The 14145-nt window shown below is 50.1% G+C and carries 12 protein-coding genes; 5 read left to right on the forward strand and 7 right to left on the reverse strand.

Translation table 11 applies throughout. The annotated features are described in order from the left end of the window. Positions 1-5545 (reverse strand): ESPR-type extended signal peptide-containing protein (locus HMPREF2726_RS03490; protein ID WP_070602199.1); only part of this gene is annotated, 5545 nt, incomplete at its 3' end. 571 nt (positions 5546-6116) lie between these two features. Between HMPREF2726_RS03490 and HMPREF2726_RS03495 the strand changes: the two genes are divergently transcribed. Next, positions 6117-6365 (forward strand): BolA family protein, encoded by a 249-nt coding sequence (locus tag HMPREF2726_RS03495; RefSeq protein ID WP_029609441.1) that lies wholly within the window; start codon positions 6117-6119, stop codon positions 6363-6365. Between the two features lie 128 nt (positions 6366-6493). Here the strand turns inward: HMPREF2726_RS03495 and HMPREF2726_RS03500 are convergent, their stop codons facing one another. Continuing rightward, positions 6494-7384 carry a DegV family protein gene (locus HMPREF2726_RS03500; RefSeq protein ID WP_070515046.1) on the reverse strand — a complete coding sequence of 297 codons (891 nt, stop codon included), beginning with the start codon at positions 7382-7384 and terminating at the stop codon, positions 6494-6496. 256 nt (positions 7385-7640) lie between these two features. Here HMPREF2726_RS03500 and HMPREF2726_RS03505 point away from each other — a divergent pair, with 256 nt between their 5' ends. Then, positions 7641-8129: a dihydrofolate reductase gene (locus HMPREF2726_RS03505; protein WP_070515044.1), complete on the forward strand. Its 489-nt coding sequence runs from the start codon at positions 7641-7643 to the stop codon at positions 8127-8129. A 276-nt stretch (positions 8130-8405) separates the two neighbouring features. Here the strand turns inward: HMPREF2726_RS03505 and HMPREF2726_RS03510 are convergent, their stop codons facing one another. Beyond that, entirely contained in the window at positions 8406-8870 is a 465-nt protein-coding gene (locus HMPREF2726_RS03510; protein ID WP_070515042.1) for a CYTH domain-containing protein, read from the reverse strand. A gap of 54 nt (positions 8871-8924) precedes the next feature. Continuing rightward, positions 8925-9350 carry a CopD family protein gene (locus tag HMPREF2726_RS03515; protein WP_070515038.1) on the reverse strand — a complete coding sequence of 142 codons (426 nt, stop codon included), beginning with the start codon at positions 9348-9350 and terminating at the stop codon, positions 8925-8927. A gap of 223 nt (positions 9351-9573) precedes the next feature. On the opposite strand from HMPREF2726_RS03515, the gene HMPREF2726_RS03520 reads away from it, so the two are divergent. After that, entirely contained in the window at positions 9574-9849 is a 276-nt protein-coding gene (locus HMPREF2726_RS03520; protein ID WP_003762327.1) for a hypothetical protein, read from the forward strand. Positions 9850-9938: 89 nt separating this feature from the next. Here the strand turns inward: HMPREF2726_RS03520 and HMPREF2726_RS03525 are convergent, their stop codons facing one another. Both HMPREF2726_RS03525 and HMPREF2726_RS03530 read right to left on the reverse strand, forming a co-directional pair. Next, complete coding sequence (locus HMPREF2726_RS03525) at positions 9939-10295, reverse strand: hypothetical protein (RefSeq protein ID WP_036529568.1); 357 nt, start codon at positions 10293-10295, stop codon at positions 9939-9941. Then, positions 10295-11059, reverse strand: coding sequence for a hypothetical protein (locus tag HMPREF2726_RS03530; protein ID WP_036529566.1), 765 nt, complete (start codon positions 11057-11059; stop codon positions 10295-10297). Before HMPREF2726_RS03530 ends, HMPREF2726_RS03525 begins: the two co-directional genes overlap by 1 nt. Positions 11060-11244: 185 nt before the next feature. Between HMPREF2726_RS03530 and mnmE the strand changes: the two genes are divergently transcribed. After that, positions 11245-12609, forward strand: a complete 1365-nt coding sequence (gene mnmE / locus HMPREF2726_RS03535; protein WP_070602201.1) for a tRNA uridine-5-carboxymethylaminomethyl(34) synthesis GTPase MnmE — start codon at positions 11245-11247, stop codon at positions 12607-12609. A 260-nt stretch (positions 12610-12869) separates the two neighbouring features. Here the strand turns inward: mnmE and HMPREF2726_RS03540 are convergent, their stop codons facing one another. Beyond that, complete coding sequence (locus HMPREF2726_RS03540) at positions 12870-13820, reverse strand: D-2-hydroxyacid dehydrogenase (protein ID WP_070602203.1); 951 nt, start codon at positions 13818-13820, stop codon at positions 12870-12872. 129 nt (positions 13821-13949) lie between these two features. Here HMPREF2726_RS03540 and HMPREF2726_RS03545 point away from each other — a divergent pair, with 129 nt between their 5' ends. Further along, on the forward strand, positions 13950-14132 hold the full coding sequence (locus HMPREF2726_RS03545) for a DUF2061 domain-containing protein (RefSeq protein ID WP_070602205.1): 183 nt from the start codon (positions 13950-13952) through the stop codon (positions 14130-14132). Positions 14133-14145: the final 13 nt, after the last annotated feature.

Here is a 14145-nt window from a genome sequence, read left to right on the forward strand (position 1 = left end):
CCGCGACGCCTTTGGCGATGTCGGCTTTGGCTTCATCGGTCAAGTCGAGGGCGTAATCGGTAACACCGTCGGCGTCTTTCGCACCTTCGCTGACTTTAACCGCACCATTGGCCGCTTGGCTGAGGGTGGTCTTGTCGGCGTTAACGGTGTACTCGGTGTTGTTGCCGTCCACTTTTTTGCTGACGGTAACGTTCTTACCGGCGACGACGGTGGTGGTTTTTTCAGTGGCGGCGAGTTGTTCGTTCAACTGGGCAACGTTGACGGCGTCGGTATCGTCCGTACCTTTGGCAACCTTAGTAATCTTGTTGCCGCCGTTGTTCAAGCCGTTTTGAGTCAGGCTGACGGCTTGTTTGCCGCCGTTTGCTGCCGAAGTCAACGTAATACCGGTTGCCGTAGTATCGACTTTGTTGCCGTTTTTATCGGAAATGCTGCTGCCGTCGGCTTTGAACGCACTGTGGCCGCCGTCGGTATTGCTCAATTCGATGCCTTTGGCGTTCAGCAAGTTGGTATTGCCAGCCTCATCGGTCAATTCGGTAATACCGGCAATGGATTTGGTGGTATTGCCGTCCTGGTCGGTTAAAGTATTGCCTTCGGCTGTTGAAGCGTTTACTTCACCGTCTTTTCCAACCAAGGTAACGTTGCCGCCATTGATGGTTGTGGAGCTGCCGTCGGCATCGAACCGCGCGCTATTCAAACCTTGCAAATCTTTGGCAAGTTTGACGTTGAGCGTGCCGTTGATGTCGTCTGAAACCACGCCGATGTTGTTAGCGGACAGTTTAGCTTCATCTGCCTCACCGCCTTTAACGGTGACAGTGCTGCCCAATTGGCGGGTTGAAGGCGTACCGCTGTCGCCTGCAAAAGTCAAAGGTGCACGAACGGCATTGCTCAAGGCAGTCAATGCATCGCCGACATTGTTGTAATCAGCTACGCCTGAAGTCGCCGGGCTGCCGGAAATTACAGAGTATTTCGGCGCGGCGATTTCGCCTGTCGCGTTGTTGACGGAAGTACCCAAAGCTTGGGCAACTTTGTCCAGTTGGGATACGTTTACCGCATCATTTTGTCCCTTACCTGCAGCAACGTTGCCGACTTGAGTCGGAACGGTGGTTTGCGGATCGGTCGGGTTCAGCGCGGCAATGGTTACTGCGCCGTTATATGGCGTACTTGTATCGTCAGCGTAAACAAAGGAAACCTGTTTTGCGCCTGAACCGTCAACTGTTACGTTGCGCTTCAGGATTCTGCCGTCTGCGGAAACATACGCGAACGGCGCTTCGTTGGTAACCGCCGTCAGGGTAGTAACGTGGACATTGTTGATGGCATCGGTCAACTGGCTCAGGTTAACCGCATCGGTCGGCTGTTCGCCCTTACCCAGATTGGTAATCTTGGTGTTGGACATATCCAGTCCGCCTTTGGCGGTGATTTTGCCGGCAAACTCGGGCGCATCGGCAGTATTGATGCTGACGGTGGACTCGTTTTGGTTCAACACAATGTTTTTACCCGCTTCCAACGTGATGGTCGAACCGTTGGTAATTTCTTTCAGCGAGTGGTTGTTGGCTTCGCCGTTGGTGCCGCTGGTTTTAGCCGTATTCAGCTTGAACGACTTGTAAGAGGCGTTGTTGATGGCTGAAATTGCGCCTTCAATGGTGGATGCACCCGTACCGCCGATGTTAGTCATCGTAATGGTGCCGTCATTCGCAATGGCTGCATTACCGCCCAATACGCTGACTGCGCTCTTACCGATGTTGTTCATGACGTTTTGAGTCGCATAAAGCTGGCTGCCGTTCACTGCGTCGGTGCTGCTGTCGCTGATGCGGCCTGCGGCGACGTTGGTAATCGTACGCTCTTTGCCTGCCGTACCAATGCTGAGTGTGGACTCAGGGGTGTTACCTGCGAAGTTGCCGAAGGTCAGGCTGCCAACGGTGGCAGAGGTCGTCTGAACGGCTGCTTCAGTCGCGGAATTGGCACCCAATGCGATGGAGTCTGCATGAGCGGCATTGGCGTTTTTACCGAAGGCAATGGCATTGCCGACGGATGCTTTTGCCGCATCACCGAAGGCAACGGTATCACCTGCGGTAGCTTTGGCGTTTTTACCGAAAGCTACGGCACGGTTTTGCGTGGCTTGGGCATTGTAGCCGATGGCGATGGTATCCTCTCTTTGCGCATCTGCTTCGTTACCCATTGCTACGGCATTATTGGCAACGGCTTTGCTGTTCCGTCCTGCTGCGACGGTACCGAAAGCAGTCGCGCGGGTATTGAAACCCAACGCGGTCGCACCTGCCGCTGTGGACTGGCTATATGGACCGAGTGCTGTGGCGGAGTCTTGGGTGGCGTTTGCACCGTCACCAAGCGCTACGCTGGATTTACCTAATGCATTGGATGATTGACCGGCTGCTAAAGAGTTTTGACCGTAAGCATTGGATGATTGGCCGACGGCTGTGGCGTTGGTGCCGCTGGCCTTGGTGTTTGAGCCGATGGCGACGGAGCCTTCTCCTTTGGTCAAACCGTGAACCTTAACATCGGATGCGGTGTCTGCATTGACGGTAGCGTTTCTACCGATGGCGATAGAGTTGGAAATCGCCGCCTGCGCGCCTGTACCGACCGCTACGGCAAATTCGCCCGCCGCCTGCGCGTCCGCACCTGCCGCCAAGGCATCCAGTCCGGTTGCGCCGTCATTGTTGTAGTTGCCTCGGGTATTTGAGGCCGTCTGAACGCTGTAAAAATGGCTGGAACTGCCGCCACCCAAGCCGCCACCCAATTGGTTGATTTTGTTGTTCATCGCTTCCAAAGCGTCGTGAACATTGGCTTTGCCTGTGCCGCCCAAATCGTTCAGGGTTAGGTTGCCCTCACCGTCGATTGCAGTTTTACCGCCCAAGGCGTTTTTGACGTTGTTACCCAAGTTGAGCAGGTAAGAATTGGTCGCATAAAGCTGGCTGCCGTTGATGGCGTCGGTGCTGGTTGCGCTGATAACACCCGCAGAGACGTTTTGAATTTGACGGGTAAAGTTGTTGGCAGGGGTAGTTGCATCGACTTTACCGACGGAAACCGTACCGTAAGACCATGTACCGGCAGCTGTGTAGTTACCGTTCAGTGTGTAATCGCCACTGTGGTGTGCTTCGGTCAAGCTACCGCCGCCCAAAGCAACGTCATTTTCATTAACCGCATGAGCAGAATAACCCAATGCAGTTCCCGTAACAGCATCAGCTTTGGTATATGCACCCAAAGTTACTGCACCGACTTCTGCAGAATTGGAAGAAACACCAAACGCGAGGGTATTGTTTTTTGCGGCAGTTGCCAAATGACCAAAGGCAACAGCTTCTTTCCCAAGCGCTTTCGCAGTATTACCAAAGGCAATCGAGCTGTTGCCCGTTGCTTGGGTGTCAAGACCCATCGCCATTGCATAGTCTTCTGAAGCGACAGCATTGCTGCCGATGGCAATGCCGTTGAGCTTGCTGTCGGTTACCTTCGCCATGTTACCGATGGCAACAGCAAACTTACCGGAAGCGTTGGAATCGATACCCAATGCAACCGCCTCACTGCCCGATGCGTTGGCACGCTGACCCACCGCGACGGAAGAAACGGCTCCGGCAACAGTCTCGTGACCGATGGCTACGGTTTCGTGTGCGCTGGCATTGGCAGTCTTACCGATGGCAACGGAATTGTCGCCGCTGGCTTTGGAAACCATACCGACGGCAACTGCGGATTCTTTTTCTGCCAAGGCCGTTTTACCGATGGCGACGGTGTTGCTGAAGCTGCCTTTTGCAGCTTCACCGATGGCGACGGTGGAAGTGACGCTCAGTTTTTGGGCATCCGTACCCATGCCTGCTTCCTTACCGATGGCAACGTTGTTCGTGCCAACCACAAATGCACCGGAACTTAGACCGAGGGCGATGTTGTCCACGCCGGTAGCGTTGTTGCCCGTACCTTTACCGATGGATATTTGACGTTCATTGGTATAGGCATTGCGACCGCTGTCCGCGCCGATATAGACGGTGTCCGCGCCGACCTTGCGTCCTGCGGAAACGGCATCGTCGTATACGCCCGCGTTCGTACCCACTACGATATTGCCCGTACCTGCTGCTACGGCTTTGTTACCGATGGCAACGGCGTTGTTGGCAGTCGCTTTGCTGTTTTGACCGAGCGAAGTAGAAGTCTCTGTAGTAGCAATGGCTTCCTTACCGACTGCGATGCTGCTCAAACCGGTTGCCTGAGTGGCAAAACCGACGGCAATCGCGCCTTTGGCAGAAGCGGTGGTTTGCGGACCAGCAGCCAAGGCGTTTTCAGCACCTGCATTGCTGTCTACACCGAAGGCTGTGGCGCGCAGACCGTTTGCCGTGCTGTTTTTACCGACGGCAGTGGTATCCTGATTGACTGTCTTGGCACCATAACCGATAGCGGTTGAGAAATGACCCGCAGCAGTCGCTCCTTTGTCTTGCGCCTGACTGCCGCCAATCGCGATGGAAGAAGTACCCTGTGCATTTGCTTTACCGCCGATGGCAATACCATAAGCTCCTGATCCGACCGTAAATTCGCCTATGGATATGGCACGCGGTGCAGAAGCGACGGCGGTACCCATTATTGCCAGGCTGGCAGGTCCCGATGCATTGGCACCTTTACCGGTAGAACTTGAACCACCGATAGCGACAGCACTCAATCCCGAAGTAGTGGAATTGAAACCAATGGCAACGCCATTAGATGCTACATCGGTTACAACGGATTTGGTACCGATGGCAACGGACGAACTGCCCTGCGCATTTGAGTTGTCACCAACTGCAATACTGCCGCTTTTGGTGTTCGCCTGATATCCGATGGAAATATTTTTGGGATCCATACCGGTCGCACCGGTTCCGATATAAACCGAATGACTACTATTGGAATTAATGCCTGCCGACGAACCGATGGCGATGACATTATTGACTCCCGAGCCGCCTTTCAGCGCGCTCTCGCCAATGGAAATATTGCGGCCGTCGGAAGAAACGGTATCGCCTGCCAATTTTCCAATACTGACATCGGCTTCACCTTTTGCTGATGCCTCCTGTCCCATAGCGATAGATTGGTTGTGATTGGCACTTGCCGCCACGCCGATGGCAATAGAGCCTGTGTTGGCAGTAACCGTTTTCGGACCGATGGCAACATTACTTTCTCCGCTGGTTTGGGCTCCTTGTCCGATGGCGACAGATTTACCTTGTTTTGGGGGTTGCCCACCGGTTTGAGGAATGAAATCTAACGCCTTCGTAGTATCATCACCACAGACCACGTTGTAGCTGACGGTATCGAAATAACAGGTGTTGTAATCAGTACCATCGGCGGCTGCAGATAAAACTGTGCCATTGGCAAGGGTTTTGCCGTTATTTTCTACTGTCGCGACGGCTTGACCGCTGGCAAGCAGCAGGCCGGACATGATGGCGGTAAACGCGAAGCGCACGCCTACGGAGGCAACGATGCCGCCTATGCCTGATGAAGCCGTTTTCCCATGCGCTTTGGCGAATTCCGCCACCGCGTTCCACGTCTGTGTGGTTTCGTTCCATACGACACGATAGATTTTATTCATGCTGACTCTCTGATTTAAAATGTTAAACAAATAAATTTAATATATTATTGAATTGCTAGAATAACCTGCTTTTCAAACATCCAATCCAATAACCAAAAATGAAAATATCGTATTTGATACTGATATTTTGATTACAAAATTTATTCAACGGATATGACGTATATTGTCACTTTCAAACAAATTTCAGGATTTATCTATACCTCAGATAACAATCTCCAAAAACTGATTTATCGACCTTTTGGCTATTTATCTATCCGCTTATCTTTGATGACTTCTATTTTCTTAACTTTATTTTGCAATCAAAGTGAAACTTTATCTTTTATCTGAAAGCAATTTATATGCCAAAACCCTTTTACCCGGATTCATACGTACTGAAAAAATGATATTTTTAAGTATCCGACATCCAAAAATAAGCAAAGAGGTCGTCTGAAAATGTTTCAGACGACCTCTATAAATCTCATGTTGATTTAATATTAATGAATAATGTTTCAGATACATCCTCAGCAAGTTGGCGATGTTTGACGGCATTATTCTGTATAATGCCGCAATGTTTTTGAAACAAGGAATACAAATGCTTACCCCAGAACAAGTCAAATCGCTGATTGAAGGCGTCGCCGCTTGCGAACACGTCGAAGTCGAAGGTGACGGACATCACTTCTTCGCCGTCATTGTCTCTTCCGAGTTTGAAGGCAAAGCCCGCCTTGCCCGCCACCGCCTGATCAAAGACGGTCTGAAAGCGCAATTGGCAAGTAACGAATTGCACGCGCTGTCGATTTCCGTTGCCGCCACGCCTGCGGAATGGGCGGCGAAGCAGCAATAAGCCGTTACCTCAGACAAAAAAGGTCGTCTGAAACCTGAATCGGAGTTTCAGACGACCTTTTTTAATTTACACAATGTTGAATTGCCGCTTAATAAACATCAGGAATGCAGGCAGATCGGTGTTGCTCCTTATGCCGCCGCTTCGAGTTTTTCGACCATGCCGACGCCGACGCCGCAGATGCCGACGTGCACCGCCACCACCGGCGATACGGGGACGCCGTCATCCAAACGGATACCTGTCCGCTTGAAGAAGCGTTCTGCAAATATTTGATACCGGTCGCGTTCACCCGTATAAAGACCGCCGAGGATAAATTGTTCCCTGTTTTTGCCTTGCATCAGTTTCAACACTTGGTCGATGATGGCATCAAACATTTTTTCGTCATCGGAAGTGGATTCGACCCGGCACAACTGATCTTGCGAAAAGCGCAATACGGCGCGCAGCCCCAACCAGTCGCACAACGAAGCGCCCAATCTTGCCATCGTGCCGCTGCCGACAAGGGATTTGATTGTGGACAGTCCGAAAATGATGTTGCAACGTTCTTTTAATTTTTCCAGATAGGCAACGATTTCAGTCGGATTTTTTCCTTCGCGCAACAGGCGGTCTGCTTCCAAAGCAAAAAAGCCTTCAGGCATACAGCATGTCCCTGTATCGACGACATGGACTTTTAATTGCGGAACCTGTTCGGCAACTTGACGCACCATATCGGCAGAATCACTTAATTTGTGGCTCAACGTCGTCACAATGGCTTCGTGATAACCTTGACCGACCAAATATTGAAAAGTCCTCAATAAATCTTCAGACGACGGCGGTGTTGTAGAAACATCGCTGTCCAAATGCTCGCGGCGCCAATTGCAATATTCTTCATTGCTGATTTCCAGTCCGTCAGCGAACTCTTGTTGTTCCATAAATACATTCAGATGCAGAATCTGAATCGGGCTGTCCCGATCAAGTATGCCCGACAAAGAGCCACTCGACGTGGACAATACCGCGCAACGATATAAGGCATAAGAGCCTGTCATACACTGCTCCCTTGTGCATCAAACAATGCAAAATCTCAAATAAATAAAGGACCATCTAAGCGGTCTATTTTAATGATAAACGGTATGTAAATTTTTGTCTATATATTAATAGTTTTGAACATTATTTTGAAACTAAACACTATATTCTAAAATAATAGTCATCATTCATTGCCATATGGTTTTTACGCCTCGTTTTGAACACCGGCGTTTACATATCGTTTACAATACATCTACTTATCAATCAAAAGACTATCCCATGCAGAAAATCACCCTTATTGCCGCCTGCGCACCCGACCGTTGCATAGGCATCAACAACACCATGCCTTGGCACTTGCCCGAGGACTTCGCATTTTTCAAATCCTATACCCTCAACAAACCCGTCGTGATGGGGCGGAAAACTTGGGAATCCCTACCCCGCAAGCCGCTGCCCGGACGCCGCAATATCGTCATCAGCCGTCAGGCAGGTTATACAGCGGAAGGCGCGGAAACCGTCGGCAGCCTTGAAGAAGCGTTGGCATTATGTGCGGCTGTGGAAGAAATCACCATCATGGGCGGCGCACAAATCTATGCCCAAGCCCTGCCGCTCGCCAGCGATTTACGGATTACCGAAGTGGCATTGAGCGTACAAGGCGATGCGTTTTTCCCTGAATTTTCGCCGTCAGAATGGCGCGAAGCAGCCCGCGAAACCCACACTTCTGCCAACGGCACAGGTTACGCATTCGTCCATTACACCCGCATCCGATAAACGAAAACAGGCGGTTTGCCGTCAAACCGTCCGCCAGCGATGCGATGAATCAATAAAATCACAAAGGTCGTCTGAAAACCGGTTTTCAGACGACCTTTGTGATTTTCAAACAGCCGATATAGCGAATTAAATTAAGCCAACCGTAGCGTGGGCTTCGCCCGCGAATCTGCCGATCAAATCCCGAACCGGACAATCGTCCAAGCCATTTTCCGCGGGCAAAGCCCACGCTACAATCCGCGACCAGTATCAGCGGCGTGCCGTTGTTCCCCAACCCGCCTACCAAGTCGAATAAGGATGTTTGCTCAAATACGCATTGGTAAATTTTCCTTCCGACGTAATCTCCGCGCCCAGCCAGTCCGGTTTTTCAAAGGGCGTATCTTCCGCAGGCAGCTCAAGTTCCGCCACCACCAAAGGCTCGTTGTCGCCGAAATACTCGTCGATTTCAAACACAAAACCTTTAAACTCCACCCGATAACGGTGTTTTTCCATCTTAAACGGACACATCGTCTCCATCATCTGCTGCGCGTGCGCCAAAGGAATTTCGTATTCAAACTCGCTGCGGCTGACATCCGAAATATAGCCTTTCAAAGTCAGCCAAGCCTTGTCGTCAATAATGCGCACGCGGATGGTGCGCTCTTTTTCCACGCTCAAATAGCCCTGCTGCAACACCTGCGGCGCAGAGGCTTCGCGCTTCCAATCATCGTTTTTCAACAGGAAGCGGCGTTCGATTTCAATAGTCATCTGTTTGATTCCAATATAAAAGAAGGTCGTCTGAAAACAGGTTTTACAAACACATCAAAACGGCTTGAACACCACCATATACAAAGCAACAACCATCATCAATACGGGCACTTCGTTAAACACCCTGTACCACTTGTGCGAATGCGTATTGCGTTTTTCCTCAAAGCCGCGCAGCAGCGCGCCGCAATAAAATTGATAAGCCAAAAGCAGCAGGCCCATCAAAAGCTTTACATGCAGCCAGCCTTGCCCCCACCAACCCGTAACAAACGGAATCAAAATGCCGCACACCAGCGTCCCGAATCCCAACGGCGACATAAACTTATACAGCCGCCGCGACATCGCCGAGAGCCGCTCATATTCCACCGGCTGCTCCGCCGCTTCGACCTGCGCCAGATTCACAAAAATACGCGGCAGGTAAAACAGACCGGCAAACCACGAAATCACAAAAAACACATGCAAGAGCTTAAACCACAAATACATTTTCAGACGACCTCACGCTCGAAAACGCGTATTTTACCCGCCAAACCGCAGCGGCTGTTTTCTTTATATCAACGACTGTCTGTTTTACGCCCGAAAAATTGTAAATTACGTCATAATTTCGCACAGTCGATATGCAATAAGATTAAACTTTGTTAAAATGCGCATGTAATTAAAACTAATAGCCGCCATACCTCGCGGAACAAACACAAAACGGAAAGAAAACATGATTAAGCAATTTGAAATCAGCACCAGCGTTCAAAAACAACTCGGCGACTACCTCGCCGCCAACCAGACCGACCTCAAAACCGCCATGGCGGACGAAACCCGCAACGGCGAAGTCGCCGCCATCATCCATGCCGGCCTGCCCATGATGGTACGCAAAATCTATTCTCTGGAAAAAATGAAAAACTTCTTCTGGACGAAAAAAGAACTGATGGTCGAATTCGTCGCCATGCGCCTTGCCGCCGCCGAAAAGAAAAACGCCAAGAAAAAACGTTAATCCTTCCGGCTCATCGAAGAAAAAGATAGAAAGGTCGTCTGAAAACCGTTTACCGGGTTTCAGACGACCTTTTATGATTTGGATTCTTATCAAATAAGGGAGAATATCTCTTTAGCCTGCTTAATTGCAGTCTTTGCATGACTTGAATAAATTGATTCAACTAACTCGTAATCTGCTCGAGATCGAGCTTTTTTTAGTTTTCTTAATAAATCCACAATAAGTGAATTATCATCATCAGCCTGTCTTTCATAATAGAAAATCAAATTATTATGTGTTCCCCCTGCATCATACGTATCTCGCTGATAACCGTTATTTATTGCGTTTTCTAGAGCATGATGCATGGCTGCATAGTAAGCTCTACTGATACATACTCTATCATCTGTTTCACTGTCACTACTTTGACATAAACTATCCGCAAAATCTAAGAAATCCAGCGCAGTAATCATTAATCTATACCCCTTACAGCACAACCCAACACGAAACGGCTAAGATTAATCCCTTTTTCGCGAGCAAATTTAATCTTTAAACGACTCAACTCAATATCACAAGAAGCAACTTTGTCTTCATCTGAGTCAGCCAGCACTGTTAATTCGTAGAAAATTTCATCCTCAGCATAGCTACAATCCAAATTTAAGCCATCATTAATTAAGCTGTAACTACGCAGAACCTCCCCAGCATATACTAATAGTTCTTTTAGATATGATTCATTAATTACTGTTTTAATTCTTTTTATTTCCTCAGCTTCCTTAGTCATATCTTTTCCTAGTTTATTCAGTTTATTTATAACTTTTTCAGATAAAGAGATTTGACCAGTAAACCTAGTGTACTCAAAACATCCTCTCAAAGCTTCAATGTCATCCTCCAAAATATCAACATACTTATCAAGAACTGAATAAGCAGACTTGCGCTCACCAAGTCTAACTAAACAATTACAATAAGTTATATAATAATTACGAGTATCATGTGGCAAACGAGAAGCTTTATTCAAGTATTCTTCCACACTTTTCAGACGAGTTTGTAGAGGTGCATCTTCAAAGACTGCAAGTTCTGCTAAACATAAATAACCTTGATGAGGAGCGTGTGTTTTTAATAATTTCTCTGCATCTCTTTTTGCACGAGTCAAATCAAATGGTCGAATGCACGTTTTGCTGCGCATATCCCTAATTTGACCTATCAAGTCCGAAAAAATGGTTTGGGGCTTAGTATTCATAATTGAAGATATTACTTCATGAGCTTTTTATATGCAATACCATATGAAATTGTTTTATTTGATATGTGTTACTAATTGCTTATACGTCTATCTTGCTATTCTCACTTAATATCAATAGCAAGTTCAAAGATTTTAGAAACCCTTTGCTATAATACCGCTCACCCAGTTTCCGATACGAGCCAGCCATGTCCGCATCCCAACCTACCATCGCCGCCATCGCCACCGCACCCGGACGCGGCGGCGTCGGCGTGATCCGTCTTTCCGGTAAAAACCTGCTGCCCTTGGCGCAAACCCTCAGCGGCGGCAAAACGCCCAAACCGCGCACCGCGCTTTACACCGACTTTCTCGGCGGCGACGGACAGCCGATAGACAACGGCATCCTGCTCTACTTCTCCGCCCCCGCCAGCTTCACCGGCGAAGATGTGATTGAATTGCAGGGACACGGTGGCCCCGTCGTAATGGACATGCTGCTCTCGCGCTGTCTCGAACTGGGTGCGCGCATGGCGGAGCCGGGCGAATTTACCAAACGCGCCTTCCTCAACAACAAACTCGACCTTGCCCAAGCCGAAAGCGTCGCCGACCTCATCGACGCCTCCAGCAAATCCGCCGCACGCATGGCGTTGCGTTCGCTCAAAGGCGCGTTTTCCCAACACATACACGAGCTGGTGGACGACCTTATTACCCTGCGGATGCTGGTTGAAGCCACGCTGGACTTCCCCGAAGAAGATATCGATTTTCTCGAAGCCGCCGACGCGCGCGGCAAGCTCCAAGCTCTGCAAGGTCGTCTGAAAACCGTCCTCGCCAGCGCGGAACAAGGCGCGATTTTGCGCGAAGGCATGAACGTCGTCCTCGTCGGCGCGCCCAACGTCGGCAAATCCAGCCTGCTCAACGCCTTGGCGGGCGACGACATCGCCATCGTAACCGACATCGCCGGCACCACCCGCGACACCGTGCGCGAACAAATCACCCTCGACGGCGTGCCCGTCCACATCATCGACACCGCCGGCCTGCGCGAAACCGACGACGTGGTCGAACAAATCGGCATCGAGCGCAGCCGCAAAGCCGTCTCCGAAGCCGATGTCGCCCTGATTCTGATTGACCCGCGCGAAGGCGTGAACGCCAAAACCCAAGCCATTTTGAACAGCCTGCCCGAAGGTTTGAAAAAAATCGAAATCCACAACAAAGCCGACCTGACCGGCGAACCCGTCGCCGTCCGTTCAGACGGCCTCGCGCAAACCGGCGCGGACACCGTCATCAGCCTGTCCGCCAAAACCGGCGCCGGCCTCGACTTGCTCAAACACGCGCTCTTACAAGAAGTCGGCTGGCAGGGCGAAAGCGAAAGCCTGTTCCTCGCCCGCAGCCGCCACCTCAACGCCTTGCACGAAGCCGAAGCCGAGCTGGAAAACGCCGCCCTTTGCGGCAACAACCAAATCGAGCTTTTCGCCGAACACCTGCGCCTCGCCCAAAACGCGTGCAGCGAAATCACCGGCGAATTCACCGCTGACGATTTGCTGGGCGTGATTTTCTCGCGTTTCTGCATCGGCAAATAAGATTAAACCTTATCCATATGCGAAAGGTCGTCTGAAAACCAAGATTCAGGTTTCAGACGACCTTTGCCGTTTCAAAACATCGGTTTTTAATAAAATCCACGGATTGCTCACAACTTATCCACAATCCGAACCCCGCTCCAATTTAATCAAATCAAACCTAATCTATTGAAAAATATCAATATACAAAAGGTCGTCTGAAAATTTTCAGACGACCTTCTAAATTGTTCACAAAATTATCAACAGGGCTAGGATTGTCAGCGTCAAACCAAATTCTGCGGATTGCCCGCGACGAAGCGGTTGATGTTGTCCACAAGGATGTCAAACAGACGGTTGGCGGCCTCTTGGCTTGCCCATGCAATGTGTGGCGTGACAATGAGGTTGGGCAGTCGGGCTTTCAGCAGAGGGTTGCCGTCGCGCGGCGGCTCTTGTGTTAACACGTCAAAACCTGCCCCGCCGATTTGCCCGTATTTCAAGGCGGCGATGAGCGCGTGTTCGTCCACCAGTCCGCCGCGTCCACAGTTGATGATGACGGCGCTGGGCTTCATCTGCTGCAATTCGGCTTCGCCTATCATATTTGCCGTTTCCGGCGTGAGCGGGCAATGCAGCGACAGCGCGTCGGCAGTGCGGACGGCTTCGTCAAAGGAAACGTAGCCGTCGCGGACGGTTTCGGCGTGTTTGTGTTCGACAAACACGACCTTCATTTTGAACGCCTGTGCATAAGTTGCCAGCGTCTGTCCGATGTTGCCGCGACCGAAAATCGCCAGTGTTTTACCGTTTAAATCGCGCATCGGTGCGCCGAGGTGGCAGAAAAACGGCGAGTTTTCCCACAAGCCTGCTGCAACGTCTCGCTGATAGGCAGGCAGGTTGCGCATCAGGGTAATCATCATCATAAACGCGTGTTCCGCCACGGATTCATTGCCGTAAGCGCGGATGTTGCACACGCTCACGCCCGCTTGCTTGGCGGCAGCAAGGTCAACATTGTTGACGCCCGTCGCGGCTAGCGCAATCAGTTTGAGCTGCGGGTTGGCGGCGATGTGTTCGGCGGAAATCACGACTTTGTTGGTAATGATGATGTCCGCGCCCCGTATGCGCTCGGCGGTCTGATGCGCCTCAGTCGAACCATAGCTGCTTAAAGTATGCGGAAAATCAAAGTCAAACGGACGGTCGGCAAGCGTGTCGCGGTCGAGAACGGCAATGCACAGTGGATTCATATTTCACCTATCAAAAATAAAATAATGATTTAAATAAACTAATTTTGAATAAAATATTCAAAATATACGGCGTATTTGAGAATAGTTATTATCCGAATCATACAGACATCACCATATCAGGAAACCATCATGATTAAAACCATGACCTTTGCCATTTTACATTTCGCCACCGCGTTCGGCGTTGCCTATATTTTGACCGGCAGCATCAGCATTTCAAGCGCAGTCGCGCTGGTCGAGCCGCTTGCCAACACCGTCGTTTTCTATTTCCACGAACAGGCATGGCGACGCTACGAAAAAAATATAGTGGATTAACTTTAAACCAGTA

The sequence above is a fragment of the Neisseria sp. HMSC074B07 genome, from assembly GCF_001810355.1.
Classification (GTDB): Bacteria; Pseudomonadota; Gammaproteobacteria; order Burkholderiales; family Neisseriaceae; genus Neisseria.

Coding starts and splice junctions, on each gene's coding strand:
- HMPREF2726_RS03515 (WP_070515038.1), bottom strand. CDS start 9,350: ATGTATTTGTGGTTTAAGCTCTTGCATGTGTTTTTTGTGATTTCGTGG.
- HMPREF2726_RS03520 (WP_003762327.1), top strand. CDS start 9,574: ATGATTAAGCAATTTGAAATCAGCACCAGCGTTCAAAAACAACTCGGC.
- HMPREF2726_RS03545 (WP_070602205.1), top strand. CDS start 13,950: ATGATTAAAACCATGACCTTTGCCATTTTACATTTCGCCACCGCGTTC.
- HMPREF2726_RS03500 (WP_070515046.1), bottom strand. CDS start 7,384: ATGACAGGCTCTTATGCCTTATATCGTTGCGCGGTATTGTCCACGTCG.
- HMPREF2726_RS03530 (WP_036529566.1), bottom strand. CDS start 11,059: ATGAATACTAAGCCCCAAACCATTTTTTCGGACTTGATAGGTCAAATT.
- HMPREF2726_RS03510 (WP_070515042.1), bottom strand. CDS start 8,870: ATGACTATTGAAATCGAACGCCGCTTCCTGTTGAAAAACGATGATTGG.
- HMPREF2726_RS03505 (WP_070515044.1), top strand. CDS start 7,641: ATGCAGAAAATCACCCTTATTGCCGCCTGCGCACCCGACCGTTGCATA.
- HMPREF2726_RS03540 (WP_070602203.1), bottom strand. CDS start 13,820: ATGAATCCACTGTGCATTGCCGTTCTCGACCGCGACACGCTTGCCGAC.
- HMPREF2726_RS03495 (WP_029609441.1), top strand. CDS start 6,117: ATGCTTACCCCAGAACAAGTCAAATCGCTGATTGAAGGCGTCGCCGCT.
- mnmE (WP_070602201.1), top strand. CDS start 11,245: ATGTCCGCATCCCAACCTACCATCGCCGCCATCGCCACCGCACCCGGA.
- HMPREF2726_RS03525 (WP_036529568.1), bottom strand. CDS start 10,295: ATGATTACTGCGCTGGATTTCTTAGATTTTGCGGATAGTTTATGTCAA.